Raw genomic sequence first — 15,503 nt, 5'->3', positions numbered from 1 at the left:
GACGGAGTGTTATAAGATGGGAAACCGCATACCAGATGAAGTAGTTAATCAGGTGCAGCAGTCAGCAGACATTGTTGAAGTCATAGGTGATTATGTCCAATTGAAAAAGCAAGGCCGCAACTACTTTGGGCTCTGTCCGTTTCACGGGGAAAACACGCCCTCGTTTTCCGTCTCCAGCGATAAGCAGATCTTTCATTGCTTCGGATGCGGAGCGGGCGGGAACGTTTTCTCTTTCTTACGGCAGATGGAAGGCTATTCATTTACGGAAGCTGTTTCTCACCTTGCGGATAAATATCAGATTGATTTCCCTGATGATATAACGATTCACTCTGCATCCAGGCCTGAATCTTCCGGAGAGCAGAAGATGGCGGAAGCCCACGAGCTTCTGAAGAAATTTTACCATCATTTGCTAATAAATACAAAGGAAGGCCAGGAAGCGTTAGATTACCTTTTATCAAGGGGTTTTACGAAAGAGCTCATAGATGAGTTTGAAATCGGCTACGCGCTGGATTCCTGGGATTTCATGACGAAATTCTTGAAAAAGCGCGGTTTTGAGGAAGAAATGATGGAAAAAGCGGGTCTGCTGATCAGAAGGGAAGACGGCAGCGGGTATTTTGACCGTTTCAGAAACAGAATTATGTTTCCCATTCATGATCACCACGGAGCCGTGGCGGCTTTTTCAGGAAGGGCGCTCGGAAGCCAGCAGCCGAAGTATATGAACAGCCCGGAAACGCCGCTGTTTCATAAATCTAAGCTGCTGTATAACTTTCATAAGGCGCGCCTGCCGATCAGGAAAGAGGAGAGAGCCGTTCTGTTTGAAGGCTTCGCTGACGTCATATCCGCCGTCAGCTCAGGCGTAAAAGAAAGTATCGCCACAATGGGGACGTCGCTCACCGAAGAGCATGTGAAAATCCTCAGAAGAAATGTTCAGGAGGTCATTCTCTGCTACGATTCGGATAAAGCCGGGTACGAAGCTACGCTGAAAGCGGCCGGCCTGCTCCAGAAAGCCGATTGTAAGGTAAGAGTAAGCATGCTGCCTGACGGGCTTGATCCTGATGATTATATCAGAACCCGGGGCGGAGAAAAATTCCGGACCGATATCATTGATGCAAGCGTTACGGTCATGGCTTTTAAAATGCAATATTTCCGCAAAGGGAAAAACTTATCTGACGAAGGAGACCGGCTCGCTTACATGAAAGAAGTGCTGAAAGAAATCAGCGCTCTTTCCGGGTCGCTTGAGCAGGAAATGTATGTGAAGCAGCTCGCCTCTGAATTTTCTCTTTCGGTAGAATCTTTGACGGAACAGCTTTCCATCTACGCCAGACAAAACGCCCCCGGCGACAAAAACGCCGAACCGCAGACAAGACGGGCCCGGGTGACGACAAAAGCGAAACGGCGCCGTCTCCGTCCCGCCTATGAGAACGCGGAAAGACTTCTGCTCGCTCATATGCTGAGAGACCGAAACGTCATAAAGAAAGTGATTGAGCGTGTCGGCTTTGAATTTAACATTGACGGACATCGTGCGCTGGCAGCATACCTGTACGCTGTTTATGAAGAGGGTGCTGACATGACGCCGCAGCATCTTATGGCGAGAATGCAGGATGAGGAAATCAGCCAGCTGCTTTCAGATATAGGGATGCTCCAAGTAAACGAGGAGCTCTCAGAGGCCGAGTTATCCGATTACGTAAAAAAAGTGTTGGATCACCGAAAATGGTCAATGATAAAGGAAAAAGAAGCAGAAAGAGCGGATGCGGAGAGGCAGAAAGACTTCGTGAAAGCTGCGTCTCTGGCTCAAGAAATTGTTGCATTGAACCGATCATTAAAGTAACACCAAAAAGAGGCTTGCGTTCTGATTGGCAATGATTCCTTGCGGAGGAGCAAATAGATCGCTTAACCTCATCATGAATTGTCATTTATTATCCGCAGCCCTGCATGCTGAAAAAGAGAGAAGGCTTCCGGGTCGGATAAGAAACATACCGCTTTTAGAATTCGTTGCAAGCTTTGGAAGGAGGGATCCATAATGGCTGATAAACAAACCCACGAAACAGAAACAGAACTTACATTAGACCAGGTAAAAGAGCAGCTTACTGAAACTGGAAAAAAACGTGGCGTTTTAACATATGAAGAAATTGCTGAACGCATGTCCAGCTTTGAAATTGAATCAGACCAAATGGATGAGTATTATGAATTTTTAGGAGAACAAGGTGTTGAATTAATTAGTGAAAATGAAGAAACGGAAGATCCTAATATTCAACAGCTTGCCAAAGCCGAAGAAGAATTTGACCTTAATGACCTCAGCGTACCGCCTGGCGTAAAGATCAATGATCCAGTCCGCATGTACCTTAAGGAAATCGGACGGGTAAATCTTCTTTCTGCTAAAGAAGAAATCACCTACGCTCAAAAAATTGAAGAGGGTGACGAGGAATCTAAACGCAGACTGGCTGAAGCAAACCTTCGTTTAGTTGTCAGCATTGCTAAACGGTATGTCGGCCGCGGCATGCTTTTCTTAGACTTGATCCAAGAAGGAAACATGGGTCTCATGAAAGCCGTCGAGAAGTTTGACTACCGTAAAGGATATAAATTCAGTACGTATGCGACTTGGTGGATCAGACAGGCGATTACACGCGCCATCGCTGACCAGGCGAGAACAATCCGTATCCCGGTTCATATGGTGGAAACCATCAACAAATTAATCCGGGTGCAGCGTCAGCTTCTTCAGGATCTTGGCAGAGAGCCCACACCGGAAGAGATTGCTGAAGACATGGATCTTACGCCTGAAAAAGTCCGTGAAATATTAAAAATTGCTCAAGAGCCAGTTTCTTTAGAAACGCCGATCGGTGAAGAAGACGACTCACATCTCGGTGATTTTATCGAAGACCAGGAAGCGACATCTCCGTCGGATCATGCGGCATATGAGCTATTAAAAGAACAGCTGGAAGATGTGCTGGATACGTTGACAGATCGTGAAGAAAACGTGCTGCGTCTCCGTTTCGGTCTGGATGACGGACGCACAAGAACTTTGGAAGAAGTCGGCAAAGTGTTTGGAGTAACGAGAGAGCGTATTCGCCAAATTGAAGCAAAAGCGCTTCGCAAATTGAGACATCCGAGCAGAAGCAAACGTCTGAAGGATTTTCTCGAATAGAATGGAACGGGTCTTTTTGATCCGTTCTTTTTTGTGTATAAGATATATGGATAATATACCTTTATTTTACTGGATAAGCATATGTTTTGCAAATGAGTTCGGAAAAAATGCGGCATGTCCTGGGAGGGGGAAAATGAGATAAGTTTATTTATATTCTTTATTGTAAGCGTATACAATTCATTATACAATAGAATAAAGATAATTTTGTGATAAACAAAACAGTTATTTTTGCTTTTTGTATAAATTGTGAAATCAATGAAATTGCTGAGCAAGACCATTTACTTTTTGTAAAAATAAGTTAGAATTAGAAGTGTTTACATAGGGGGAGAATGAAAAAGGGGGATGGAGATATGAAGTGGAATCCGCTGATTCCTTTTTTGCTCATTGCAGTGCTGGGAATAGGGCTGACTTTCTTTTTAGCTGTAAAAGGCAATGGAGATGCGCATCAGATCGCAAGCGGCGGTGAAAGCAAAAATGCCGAGAAGGAAACTGCAAACGCTTCACCTGAAGAGATTTATAAAGCGAACTGCATCACCTGTCACGGGGAAAACTATGAAGGTGTGTCAGGGCCGAACTTAAAAGGCGTCGGCAAAAGAAAAGATGTCGCTGAGATTAAAACAAAAATTGAAAAAGGCGGCAACGGGATGCCTGCGGGCCTTGTGCCGGCCGAAAAGCTGGATGACATGGCAAAATGGGTTTCTGACATTAAATAAAGCTTTACCGGTCCCTATATAAAAGACATATGAAAAACTCTATCCGCCGCTTGGATTCCGGGCGGTTTTTTTATATGATAGTAAAGGAAAAAGAACCTGAGAAAAGTTGTGATATTGTGAATGAAATGAAGTTATCTAAAAGATTGCAGTCTGTGGCGGAATTTATCCCTCCGGGTGCCCTGGTTGCTGATATCGGGTCAGACCACGCGTATCTTCCTTGCTATGCCGTTTTGAATCATTTGGCAAGCCGCGCAATCGCCGGTGAAATTACAGACGGACCGTTTCTATCCGCCAAACAGCAGGTGGAAAAACTGGACTTAAGCACTCTTATCTCCGTAAGGAAAGGTGACGGGCTGAGCGTCCTTGAAAAAGGAGAAGCCGGCGCCATTACGATCGCTGGCATGGGCGGAGCGCTGATCGCTCATATTTTGGAGTCGGGAAAAACGAAATTGACGGGGCGTGAACGGCTGATTCTGCAGCCGAATATTCATGCCGTTCATATAAGAGAGTGGCTGTATCAGGAAGGTTATGAACTGCTTGATGAAGTGATTCTCGAAGAAGACGGAAAGTGTTATGAAATCCTCGTTGCGGAAACTGGCGACCGTGATGCGCCGTATCGGGACGTGCCGATGGCTGCCGGAATGCTTGCGGGTCCGTTTTTATTAAAAGAGAGGAATGAAGTGTTTCTTCGGAAATGGAGCCAGGAACTTAAGCATACTGAACAAATTTATGAACAGATCAGCCGCAGCGCAAAGCATGAAAATCATGAAAAATTAGCTGAATTGAAAGAGCGGATTTCTCTGCTGAAGGAGGTAATCGGACATGCCTAAACATGTGAACGGACAGGAAATCATCCAGCTGTTTGAACAATTTTCACCGAAGGCTTATGCGGTGGAAGGAGATAAAATCGGACTGCAGATCGGTACATTGAATAAGCCGGTGAAAAATGTCATGGTGACACTGGATGTTTTGGAACAAACGGTAGATGAAGCCATTGAGAAAAAAGTTGACTTAATTATCGCCCACCATCCGCCGATTTTTCGGCCGCTTAAACAGATCACCACTGATCAGCCGGGCGGAAGACTGATTGAGAAATGTATAAAGCATGATATTGCCGTATATGCGGCTCATACGAATCTTGATGTAGCGGACGGCGGTGTTAACGATCTGCTTGCCGAAGCTCTCGGCCTGACAGACACAGAAGTGCTCGTCCCGACATATTCGGACCCGATGAAAAAACTTGCCGTATATGTTCCGAAAGACTATGAAGAAGCTGTAAGAACCGCACTCGGCAACGCCGGAGCGGGACATATCGGCAATTACAGCCATTGCGCGTTCTCTTCTGAGGGAATCGGGAGCTTTAAGCCGCTGGAGGGGGCAGACCCGTTTATCGGACAGACGGGAGAGCTGGAACTCGTCCATGAAGTGAGACTTGAGACCGTTTTTCCGGCAAGTATGGAGAAAACCGTCGTAAAAGCGCTGAAAAAAAGCCATCCGTATGAAGAGGTGGCGTATGATATTTATCCGGTGGAGCAGTCTCCGCTTGAAAAAGGCCTCGGCCGGATCGGAAAACTTCAGCAGGACATGACGCTTGAAGAGTTTGCTCTGTTTGTGAAAGAAAAGTTTGACGTTAACGGAGTCCGGATGGTCGGAGAGCGAAACAGCAAGGTGAAAAAAGTCGCGGTTCTTGGCGGGGACGGAAATAAATATATTTATCAGGCAAAGCGGAAAGGTGCAGATGTTTACGTGACGGGCGACCTTTATTTTCATGTAGCGCATGATGCGATGATGATGGGATTAAACGTCGTGGACCCGGGGCATTATGCTGAAAAGATCATGAGAAAAGGCACGGCTGAGAAGCTTACGGCGATGGCCGTAGAGAAAAACTATGACGTGCGCATTTTCGCTTCCGAAACAGATACAAACCCATTTACCTTCCTATAAAAAAAACTGAGGCCCCGGGCCTCAGTTTTTTATTTTTACTTTCGGAAGGATTTTTTTGAGCGGCACACTGTGTTCAAGCTGCCATGTCGATTCATCGTTGTGGTCAAACTGCTCTAAAAAGCGGATGACTTCCTTTGTAATCGGTGTCGGTGTTGATGCGCCCGCGGTAACGGCGACGGTATTGACGTCTTTCAGCCATTCGAGCTTCAGTTCACTGATGTCTCCGATTCGGTAGGCTTTTGTTCCGGCGATCTCTTCTGACACTTGAGCCAGCCTGTTGGAGTTATTGCTTTTCGGATCGCCGACAACAATGGTTAAGTCCGCTTTTTTTGCCTGCTCCGATACAGCCTCTTGACGAACCTGTGTGGCCAGGCAGATTTCCTGATGGTATTCCACGTGCGGGTACTTTTCTTTGACTGATTCCATAATATCGTGGACGTCCCACTGGGACATTGTCGTTTGGTTTGTAACGATTAATTTCTCAGCCTGAATATCGAGATTTCTCACGTCTTCTTCTGTTTCAACGAGATGAACGATTTCAGGAGCGACGCCGACGGCTCCTTCAGGCTCGGGGTGGCCTTTTTTGCCGATGTATATGACATGATAGCCTTCAGCTTTTACTTTTCGGATTAAGTCATGTGTTTTCGTGACGTCCGGGCATGTGGCGTCAATCGTAACAAGCCCTTTTTCCTCAGCAGCTTTTCTTACTTCCGGAGATACCCCGTGAGCCGTGAAAATAACGGTTCCTTTTTCCACCTGCTTTAAAATCTCCAGACGGTTTGTGCCGTCAAGCGTGTAAATGCCGTCTTCCTCAAACGCATCTGTGACATGCTTATTATGAACAATCATTCCGAGTATATATATAGGTCTTGGCAGTGTTTTATCGAGTGACGCGTTTTTGGCTATGACCATGGCATCAACAACGCCGTAACAGTAGCCGCGCGGCGATATTTTGATAACGTCCAATGTAGATGTCCTCCTATCAAAAGTGAGTGTAGAGGCAATATAAAAAGCCGTAGTTAAACGGCTCAAATCTTGCATTCTTCTGATCTCATTATAGCTAATCTTTCGTGAGATATCAAAGAATGTTAAATATATAATTTCGGCTTTGATCTGCCCGATGTTCTTTTTGGACGCGGCTGTTCCGCTGATTCTGCCTGTGCGGCGTCTTTTTCTTTTGAAGCGGATGCTTTTTCAGACGTCTTCTTTGATGTTTTGGATGAGGCGTCTGATTTGTTTTCATCTTCTGTTTCATCTGTTTTTTCAGCTTCATCCTTTTTGTCCTGTTCGTCTGTTTCTTTTGTCTCGTCAGATTCATTCTCATCATCGCTGCTGCTTAATTGGCTGTAAAGCTTCATCATGGCGGGCAGACTCCGTACTAAAGGACCGTACTGCTGGATCATCGGCGTAACCTGCTGCGCCACGCCGAGCACCTTCTGAACGTTGCCGAGCATGCTCGACAGGGATGCCGGACTTGCCAGGTTCTGTATTCCCTGCAGTCCTGCACCTGCTCCTCCGCTGGCCGCCGCCGGTGCCGACGCGGCAGCGCTTCCTCCTCCTGAACCGGGTAAAAAACGGGAAAGCATCCCTTTTAAGCCCCCTCCGCCGCCCGTGCCTGCGTTTCTCAGGCCCGCTCCGGCAATCTGCTGCTGAGGGAAAAGCTGCCGGCCCTGCTGCATCAGCTGCCGGCCCGGCAATGACGGTCTTCCTCCCATCCTCATACGCGGATTCATCAACGGCCGGCCCTGCTGCGCCATATTTCTCATCGGCTGCTGTGGAAACATACTTGTACCTCCTTTCTGTCTCTCTGCTATTACAATATGCATCGGAGGGGGCATTTGCTTTTCTGTCTCGAAAACAGGATTCCCCCAAGACATGGTGTTTTTAAATAAAATCGGTTATAATGTGATGATGGACACAGAATGTGCCGCTTTAAGGAGCTGGGAAAAATGAAAGAAACTAAATTTGATGGATACAACTTAAAACCGTTTATTATAGATGCAGTTCACCGCCTTGGTTTTTATGAACCGACAGATATTCAAAAGCGGCTGATACCTGCCGTACTGAAAAACGAAAGCGTGATCGGGCAGTCCCAGACGGGGACGGGGAAAACCCACGCCTATTTATTGCCAATTTTGAATCGGATTGATCCGGGTTCTGATACGGTGCAGGCTGTTATCACGGCGCCGACGAGAGAGCTTGCCAATCAGATTCATCAGGAAGCGCTCAAAATCACACAGGGTGCGGAAGATGAGCCGATCCGGACAAAATGTTTCATCGGCGGGACGGACAAGCAAAAATCAATTGATAAGCTGAAAACACAGCCTCATCTCGTCGTCGGAACGCCGGGCCGGATCGCGGATCTGATTAAGGCGCAGGCATTGAACGTCTATAAAGCGCAGTCTCTCGTCATTGACGAAGCTGATCTGATGCTTGACATGGGCTTTTTAGAAGACGTTGATTATATCGGATCGCGGATGCCGGAAGAACTTCAGATGCTTGTGTTCTCAGCTACGATTCCGGAAAAGCTGAAGCCGTTTTTGAAAAAGTATATGGAAAATCCGAAGTACGCGCATGTTGAGCCGAAAAGAATCACAGCCGAAAAGATTGAACATGTTTTGGTTCCTTCTAAACAGCGTGATAAAGACAAACTGCTTTTTGATATGATGTCTCATCTGAACCCTTATCTGGGCATTGTGTTTGCCAATACGAAAAACACGGCTGACCATATTGCGAAATACCTGACTGAAAAGGGCATGAGGATCGGTCTTCTGCACGGGGGATTAACGCCGCGTGAGCGTAAGAAGGTAATGAAGCAGATTAATGATCTGGAATTCACTTATGTCATTGCGACAGACCTTGCGGCAAGAGGAATTGACATTAAAGGCGTAAGCCACGTCATCAACTATGAGCTTCCGGACGATCTGGATTTTTATGTTCACCGCGTCGGGAGAACCGCACGCGCCGGTTCATCAGGCCAAGCACTGACCATTTATGAGCTTTCTGACGAAGATGCGCTCGTAAGACTCGAAAAGATGGGTATTGTGTTTGAATATGCGGAGCTTGTAAACGGCGAATGGAAGAAAGGCGATGACCGCCACCGCCGCAAAAATCGCAAAAAGACGGCAAATGAGGCTGACCAAATGGCGAAACGCCTTGTGAAAAAGCCGAAAAAAGTAAAGCCGGGCTATAAAAAGAAAATGAGCTACGAAATGGAAAAAATCAGAAAGAAGCAGAGAAGAAACCAATCTAACAGAGGAAAGTAGGGGGAATCGGGTTGCTGAAAATAGGCTCACACGTCTCAATGAGCGGAAAACATATGCTCCTTGCCGCAAGCAAGGAAGCCGTTTCATACGGGGCGAACACATTTATGATCTATACGGGCGCTCCCCAAAACACGCGCCGCAAAAAAATTGAAGACTTGAATATCGAAGCGGGCCGCGCCCATATGAAGGAAAACGGCATCGACGAGATTGTCGTGCATGCGCCGTACATCATTAACATCGGAAATACGACAAATCCGGCAACGTTTGAGCTGGGCGTTGATTTTCTGCGTTCTGAAATTGAAAGAACGGCAGCGATCGGCGCGAAACAGATCGTGCTTCATCCGGGAGCGCATGTCGGAGCCGGGGCTGAAACGGGCATCAAAAAAATCATTGAAGGTTTAAACGAAGTGATTGTTCCCGGTCAACACGTGCAGATTGCGCTGGAGACAATGGCGGGCAAAGGATCAGAATGCGGAAGAAGCTTTGAAGAGCTGGCCGAGATCATTTCGGGGGTTACGCATAATGAACATCTATCCGTCTGCTTTGACACTTGCCACACCCATGATGCAGGATATGATGTCGCCAATGATTTTGACGGCGTTCTTAACGAGTTTGATAAAATCGTCGGCATCGATCGGATAAAAGTCCTTCATGTGAATGACAGTAAAAATATTAAAGGCGCCCGGAAAGACCGCCATGAAAATATCGGGTTCGGAGAGATCGGTTTTGACGCTCTGCAGTACATCGTTCATCACGAGCAGCTTGCCGATATTCCGAAAATCCTCGAAACACCGTATGTAGGCGAAGACAAGAAAAATAAGAAGCCGCCGTACCGTTTTGAAATCGAAATGCTGAAAGAAAAGCAGTTTGATCAGGAGCTTCTTGAAAAAATATCAGCTCAATAAAAAAGGAGGGGGAATTGCCCTCCTTTTTTATCCTGAGAATTGATTGAAAAGTTCGTCAACTTTCCGAGCCGTTTCTTTTGAGGTTATCGTTTCCACTTTTTTCAGCAGGCGCAGCCGCTCCTGTTCATCAAAAATATTGATGTTTTTTCCGTGCATCAGAGCCGCTACCTCAGCCGCTTGACTTCTCGTAATGCTGATTCCGTATTGCTTGGAATATTTCAGAAGATCGTCCGCAGTGACTTGATTGAGCCGCTGCAAAATAATTCTTTGTATTAAAATCATCGATACTTTCACCTCTTTAGACATAATGTATTGAGCAAATCATTAAAATGTTACGGCTTTTAATGGTAAAATGAAGTTGCTTACTGTTTAAAATAGTTATTACAGGAAAGGAGATTTTATGACCCCAAATAAACAGCACAAAAGAGAATCATTTTTACACTTTATCTTCAGGGTCATCATGATTCTGATCGGGGCGGGTTCAGCCGCCGTAAGTATTGAATTGTTTCTGGTCCCTAATAATTTTATCGACGGAGGCATTATCGGTGTTTCATTAATTTTAGACCACCTCTTTATGTCCAATCCCCTCCTCAATTTCGCCTTATTCGTTGTGTTACTCAACATTCCATTTATGATTTTCGGATATAAATATATCGGAAAAACATTTCTCATCTCTACTGTTATCGGAATTGTCGGTTTAGCGCTGATTGAATCCTCCTTGCACCATGTGGAGGCCATTACGACCCAGCCTATTTTGGCGACGGTATTCGGCGGGCTTTTGCTCGGTTTCGGGGTAGGCCTTGTCATCCGAAACGGAGGCTCGATGGACGGTACTGAAATACTCGGTATCCTTCTCACAAAAAAGCTGCCCTTCTCAGTCGGAGAATTCGTTATGCTCATCAATGTGTTTATTTTTATTTGGGCCGGTTTTGTGTTCGGTCCGGAGCAGGCGATGTATTCTTTCATGACTTATTATATTGCCATGAAAACGATTGACGCCGTCATCCAGGGGCTTGATGAAACAAAAGCGGTCATTATTGTGGCAGATCAGTATGCGGAAATTTCAGATGCAATCTTGCATCGGCTTGGAAGGGGAACCACCAAGCTTCAGGGAAAAGGCGGATATACGGATGAATCCAAAGAAGTCATTTACGCGGTCGTGACAAGGCTTGAAGTGACTAAATTGAAATCCATTGTGTTTGAAATTGATAAAAACGCCTTTATTACGATCATGAATACCCATGAAACGAGGGGCGGTAAGTTCAAAACCGCGATTCACTAGGCTTTCATTTACTTTTCATCATTTTATAGGTATAATTTGATACATCATAAGAAAATGGCCTGCTGTTCAGACAGCTGCCATTTTCTTTTTGGAGCGATACCGTGTTGTAAAGGGGAGGTCCTCATGAACGTACAAGAAGCGTTGAACCTGCTGAAAGAAAAAGGGTATAAATATACGAGTAAGCGAGAAGACATGCTGCAGCTTTTTGCTGATTCTGATAAATATCTGACCGCCAAAAACGTGCTTGCCGCATTAAATGACGACTATCCGGGTCTGAGCTTTGATACCATATACAGAAATCTTTCGTTATATGAAGAACTCGGCATTTTGGAAACGACGGAGCTTTCCGGAGAAAAACTGTTCCGTTTTACATGCTCTTATACCCATCATCATCACCATTTTATCTGTTTAACCTGCGGGAAAACGAAGGAAATTGAGTCCTGTCCGATGGATAAGCTGCACGATGATTTGGAAGGGTATGAAATCAGCGGCCATAAGTTTGAAATTTACGGCACCTGTCCGGCGTGCCGATAAAAAACCTCCTGCTTATACAGGAGGTTTTTTTCAGCTTTTAACATGCTGAAAGCTGTGTTTGTTTTTATGAACCCAGGCGACGGCTTCAAGCCAATTCTGCACCCTGATAATATTGGAATCGATGGGGAGCTGATTATATGGGGAGTTAAAAAGGATAACCGGAATGCCTGCTTCTTTTGCGATCATTGTCGCGTTGCCGTGGTGATCTTCGAAAAATAAATCAATGCCGTGTTTTTTGACGGCTTCCACTTTGTGATGGCCTCCGACAAGCTCAATGTGATCGTAATGAATGTCCCGGTTTGCAAACCAGTCCAGCGTAACATCTTCTAAGTGGCCGCGTCTTGCCGTAATGTAGATAAGACGGTGCTCTTCTTTCAGTCCGTCCAGTGCCTGCTTGGCAAATTCCGCGAGCTTCGCTTCTTTATATATGGCTGCTTCATGAACGTTCATCCATTCCCAAAATTCCTCGTCTGTAATGTTCAAAAGCTTCGTCAGATCATAATCAGTCATATCATCCAAGGTAATGGAAAGATGAAATGAGCGGTTTAAATAAGGGACAAATGTATCCTGTGCCGTAACTGTGCCGTCAATATCTATACCTAACCGTAACATGTCCACACTCCTATAAATTCATCCCTTCAAGTGTAACATAAACAATTAACAATACCAGAAAAGTTTAGCAAACATGAATTCGTAAAAAACGCGGAAACTAAAAAAGCTCCTTTCATAAAAGAAAAAGGGGGAATTGAAGGTGGCATACGATTACGAAAATCGAAAAGGCAACGATTACTATGTAGATCATGGATCGGAAGGAACCGATATCACGCGTGATGTTTATTCAGAAGAAACAGCGGCCGAAATCTCAGAGCCATATCGTGCTTCTGACCGGGCAGCAGACCGTGATGATAATCGGGACGGAGTAAGTGAAGGCCGGGGGATAGGGTATGCAGCATTGGCTATTTCTATCATTTCCCTGTTTGTGCTCCCTGTTTTATTAGGGGCATGCGGCATTATCGTCGGCTATATCGCCAGAAGAAGAGGAGCAGGCGCTTTAGGCGGATGGGCGATGGGAATCGGTATTGTTTCCCTTGTGCTTGGCATCTTCATTACACCGTTTTTTTAACACAACGCAAAAAAAAGCTTGGCGGAATATCCGTCAAGCTTTTTGTGTTTCTTGTTCTGCTTTTGCTTTTTCTGCTTCAAGCTTTGCATAGTGTTCTTCTGCCAGCTTGTCGATTTCTTTTTTGAGCTCTTCGACCATTGTTTCTTCAGGGACTTTGCGGACGATTTGGCCTTTGCGGAAAAGAAGTCCTTCGCCGCGCGCGCCGGCAATCCCGATATCGGCTTCTCTTGCTTCTCCCGGTCCGTTAACGGCACATCCGAGAACCGCTACTTTAATCGGCGCTTTGACTTTAGAAATGTATTCTTCCACTTCATTTGCGATGCTGATGAGATCAATTTCGATCCGTCCGCATGTCGGGCATGAAATAAGTGTAGCCGCGTTTGAAGCGAGACCGAATGATTTCAGCAGTTCTCTGGCTACTTTCACTTCTTCAACCGGGTCGGCGCTCAGAGAGATCCGGAGCGTGTTTCCGATTCCTTTGCTTAAAATCGCTCCGAGTCCGGCCGCGCTTTTTACCGTTCCGGCAAACAGCGTGCCCGATTCTGTAATTCCGAGGTGAAGCGGATAATCAAATGCTTTTGACGCTTTTTCGTATGCTTCTATGGCGAGATTAACGTCAGAGGCTTTCATGCTGACGATGATGTCATGAAAGTCAAGGTCTTCCAGGATTTTGATATGATGAAGCGCACTCTCAACCATTCCGTCAGCAGTCGGATAGCCGTATTTTTCTAAAATACGCTTTTCCAAAGATCCCGCGTTTACGCCGATCCGGATCGGAATTCCTTTTTCTTTCGCCGCTTTTACGACGGCTTCCACTTTTTCGCGCCGGCCGATGTTACCCGGGTTGATTCTGATTTTGTCGGCCCCGCCCTCAATTGCTTTTAATGCAAGCTTGTAGTCAAAATGAATATCGACAACGAGAGGGATGGAAATTTGTTTTTTGATGTCGGCAATCGCGTTAGCGGCGCGTTCGTCCGGACATGCCACCCGGACAATTTGGCAGCCGGCTTCGGCTAAACGGTTGATTTCCGCAACTGTTGCTTCTACGTCGTGTGTTTTAGTCGTCGTCATACTCTGAATGACGACTTCGTTATTTCCGCCTATTGTTAAAGGTCCCACTTTGACGGGACGCGTTTTTGTACGATGTGTGATTTCACTCACTTGTCAATCGCTCCTTAATTGTAGTTACCGCTTTTGCAGGCTGAGCCTTTTACATGTCAGGCAACTTCTATTTACATATTATATTGTAACAGTGTATTTGCCGAACTGACAAGAAATTAACGTTTAATTGCGGTAGACGGGGAATTTATAAGCGGTGCCTGCCTGAATGGCATTTGCTTTTACATTCGGATTCAGCGCCTCAAAATCTTGTGCAATATCATCTGGCGCTTTATGTGCGCCGACTATCGACATCACCGTATCGCCTTTTTTGACCGTAACCGTTCTGTATGAAGCTTCCTGTTGGGCTGGCTGTGCCGCCGCTGCGTATGCTGGAAGGTTTTGAGAAGGGATCGTGCCGATTTTAAGATCGTAAAAGATAATGAATATCACAAATAAACTGCCGAATACAAAAGTAAGCCGCTTCATTCCAACCGCCTCCCGCATACATTTTTACTTCATTGTATGCTTGTCCCGTTTTGTTCATGACAAAAAAGAAGACCGCCGGGGGCAGTCTTTGTTACACAGCTGTTTTACTTCGCGGTATCTCTTTTAAGACGAGGAAAAGGATGATAAAGTTTACAAACCAATTCACTAAAAATTCACTCGGCACCGTAATAACAAGCGCGCGCATGATCGTAAAGAATATGGTCGAAAGTGTAATGGAATAAGCCGAAAGCTTCCAGAGCTGCTGGTAATTCAATGTCTTTCTTTGCGCATTTTTCAATATCAGGCCGATGACGGCGAGAAATGATACTTCAATGAATTTGCCGGCCGCTGTCATGATGAACAGCAAAACGGACAGGACGGTGACGATCATTGTTTTATTTTGGTTTAATGCTGATATGATTTCTTTTTTTGTGATATCGGCAGGCATCAGCGAATAATTCATTTCTGTCGCCTGTCCGTCTACAGCAAGCACCATTTTATTTTTCAAAATGCCGATCGCATTTTGTTTCGCCGCTATTTGTTTAGCGCCGTAAGCATCTGTGGGATCAAATACGATGACGAACCCGTTCGCTTCCGTTTCCTTAGAGGCGGATGCTTTCGTCTGCAATTCTCCGTTTGAAATGCTGAAATCAGGGAAATCTTTCTTTAACACGGTTTTGAAACCGTTCATTGAGTTTACGGTGCCGGAGCAAAGGTAATAAGCGCTTGGCAGCGTAAAAAGGACAGACAGCAAAAATACATAAAGGATCGCTTTTCCTATCCCCTGAAACCGTGTTTTTGCAATATCTGCCGGAGAGTATGTACTTTTCAATAAAGCCGTAAATATGTTCAACATCTTCACTTCCTAGCCTAAACTGGTATATGTTGCTTATTGTATCGTTCACAGGGGATGAACACAAGTGAGAGTATTTAAAGCGGTGATAAGGAATCATACATAATAAGATAAAGCGGGAAGCGGTGTCGCCCGCAAAACAAAGGAGGGTGTT

Annotated in this window: 17 protein-coding genes; 10 read left to right on the top strand and 7 right to left on the bottom strand. The window is 45.6% G+C overall.

Features of this window, described 5'->3' with window-relative positions; translation table 11 throughout:
• Positions 1–16: 16 nt before the first annotated feature.
• The 5 genes from dnaG (at position 17) to VP472_RS12140 (ending at position 5,799) form a co-directional block, all read left to right on the top strand.
• On the top strand, positions 17–1,828 hold the full coding sequence (gene dnaG, locus VP472_RS12160; protein ID WP_003152996.1) for a DNA primase: 1,812 nt from the start codon (positions 17–19) through the stop codon (positions 1,826–1,828).
• Between the two features lie 192 nt (positions 1,829–2,020).
• Positions 2,021–3,142, top strand: a complete 1,122-nt coding sequence (gene rpoD / locus VP472_RS12155) for an RNA polymerase sigma factor RpoD (protein WP_003152998.1) — start codon at positions 2,021–2,023, stop codon at positions 3,140–3,142.
• 350 nt (positions 3,143–3,492) lie between these two features.
• A complete protein-coding gene (gene cccA, locus VP472_RS12150; RefSeq protein ID WP_003152999.1) occupies positions 3,493–3,855 on the top strand; it encodes a cytochrome c550 in 363 nt (120 codons plus the stop codon).
• A gap of 125 nt (positions 3,856–3,980) precedes the next feature.
• Positions 3,981–4,685, top strand: coding sequence for a tRNA (adenine(22)-N(1))-methyltransferase (locus VP472_RS12145; RefSeq protein WP_146277492.1), 705 nt, complete (start codon positions 3,981–3,983; stop codon positions 4,683–4,685).
• Entirely contained in the window at positions 4,678–5,799 is a 1,122-nt protein-coding gene (locus tag VP472_RS12140) for a Nif3-like dinuclear metal center hexameric protein (protein WP_077722603.1), read from the top strand. Before VP472_RS12145 ends, VP472_RS12140 begins: the two co-directional genes overlap by 8 nt.
• A 21-nt stretch (positions 5,800–5,820) precedes the next feature.
• On the opposite strand, the gene VP472_RS12135 is transcribed toward VP472_RS12140, so the two are convergent.
• Positions 5,821–6,765, bottom strand: coding sequence for a 4-hydroxy-3-methylbut-2-enyl diphosphate reductase (locus VP472_RS12135; protein ID WP_003153006.1), 945 nt, complete (start codon positions 6,763–6,765; stop codon positions 5,821–5,823).
• Between the two features lie 122 nt (positions 6,766–6,887).
• On the bottom strand, positions 6,888–7,583 hold the full coding sequence (vrrA, locus tag VP472_RS12130) for a VrrA/YqfQ family protein (RefSeq protein ID WP_146277177.1): 696 nt from the start codon (positions 7,581–7,583) through the stop codon (positions 6,888–6,890).
• Positions 7,584–7,748: 165 nt separating this feature from the next.
• On the opposite strand from vrrA, the gene VP472_RS12125 reads away from it, so the two are divergent.
• Together VP472_RS12125 and VP472_RS12120 are read left to right on the top strand one after the other, a co-directional pair.
• Positions 7,749–9,065 (top strand): DEAD/DEAH box helicase, encoded by a 1,317-nt coding sequence (locus tag VP472_RS12125; RefSeq protein ID WP_017418162.1) that lies wholly within the window; start codon positions 7,749–7,751, stop codon positions 9,063–9,065.
• Between the two features lie 11 nt (positions 9,066–9,076).
• On the top strand, positions 9,077–9,970 hold the full coding sequence (locus VP472_RS12120; RefSeq protein ID WP_069473506.1) for a deoxyribonuclease IV: 894 nt from the start codon (positions 9,077–9,079) through the stop codon (positions 9,968–9,970).
• Between the two features lie 27 nt (positions 9,971–9,997).
• Here the strand turns inward: VP472_RS12120 and VP472_RS12115 are convergent, their stop codons facing one another.
• Positions 9,998–10,252, bottom strand: a complete 255-nt coding sequence (locus tag VP472_RS12115; RefSeq protein ID WP_003153013.1) for a DUF2624 domain-containing protein — start codon at positions 10,250–10,252, stop codon at positions 9,998–10,000.
• A gap of 118 nt (positions 10,253–10,370) precedes the next feature.
• Here VP472_RS12115 and VP472_RS12110 point away from each other — a divergent pair, with 118 nt between their 5' ends.
• On the top strand, positions 10,371–11,252 hold the full coding sequence (locus VP472_RS12110) for a YitT family protein (RefSeq protein WP_003153016.1): 882 nt from the start codon (positions 10,371–10,373) through the stop codon (positions 11,250–11,252).
• Between the two features lie 123 nt (positions 11,253–11,375).
• Positions 11,376–11,786 carry a zinc uptake transcriptional repressor Zur gene (locus VP472_RS12105; protein ID WP_003153018.1) on the top strand — a complete coding sequence of 137 codons (411 nt, stop codon included), beginning with the start codon at positions 11,376–11,378 and terminating at the stop codon, positions 11,784–11,786.
• Between the two features lie 30 nt (positions 11,787–11,816).
• Here the strand turns inward: VP472_RS12105 and VP472_RS12100 are convergent, their stop codons facing one another.
• Entirely contained in the window at positions 11,817–12,398 is a 582-nt protein-coding gene (locus VP472_RS12100; protein ID WP_094247727.1) for a hypothetical protein, read from the bottom strand.
• 133 nt (positions 12,399–12,531) lie between these two features.
• On the opposite strand from VP472_RS12100, the gene VP472_RS12095 reads away from it, so the two are divergent.
• Positions 12,532–12,909 (top strand): DUF308 domain-containing protein, encoded by a 378-nt coding sequence (locus VP472_RS12095; RefSeq protein ID WP_087920773.1) that lies wholly within the window; start codon positions 12,532–12,534, stop codon positions 12,907–12,909.
• A 33-nt stretch (positions 12,910–12,942) separates the two neighbouring features.
• Here the strand turns inward: VP472_RS12095 and ispG are convergent, their stop codons facing one another.
• The 3 genes from ispG to VP472_RS12080 form a co-directional block, all read right to left on the bottom strand.
• Positions 12,943–14,061, bottom strand: a complete 1,119-nt coding sequence (gene ispG, locus VP472_RS12090; protein ID WP_169510269.1) for a flavodoxin-dependent (E)-4-hydroxy-3-methylbut-2-enyl-diphosphate synthase — start codon at positions 14,059–14,061, stop codon at positions 12,943–12,945.
• A gap of 132 nt (positions 14,062–14,193) precedes the next feature.
• A complete protein-coding gene (locus VP472_RS12085; RefSeq protein ID WP_069473505.1) occupies positions 14,194–14,496 on the bottom strand; it encodes a LysM peptidoglycan-binding domain-containing protein in 303 nt (100 codons plus the stop codon).
• 91 nt (positions 14,497–14,587) lie between these two features.
• A complete protein-coding gene (locus VP472_RS12080; protein WP_060562627.1) occupies positions 14,588–15,352 on the bottom strand; it encodes a DUF1189 domain-containing protein in 765 nt (254 codons plus the stop codon).
• Positions 15,353–15,503 lie beyond the last annotated feature (151 nt).

The sequence above is a fragment of the Bacillus sp. MT(2024) genome (assembly GCF_036362845.1).
GTDB lineage: Bacteria > Bacillota > Bacilli > Bacillales > Bacillaceae > Bacillus > Bacillus velezensis.
Note: the sequence above shows the minus strand (reverse complement) of the source record. Positions and strands in the feature narration are given on the sequence as shown.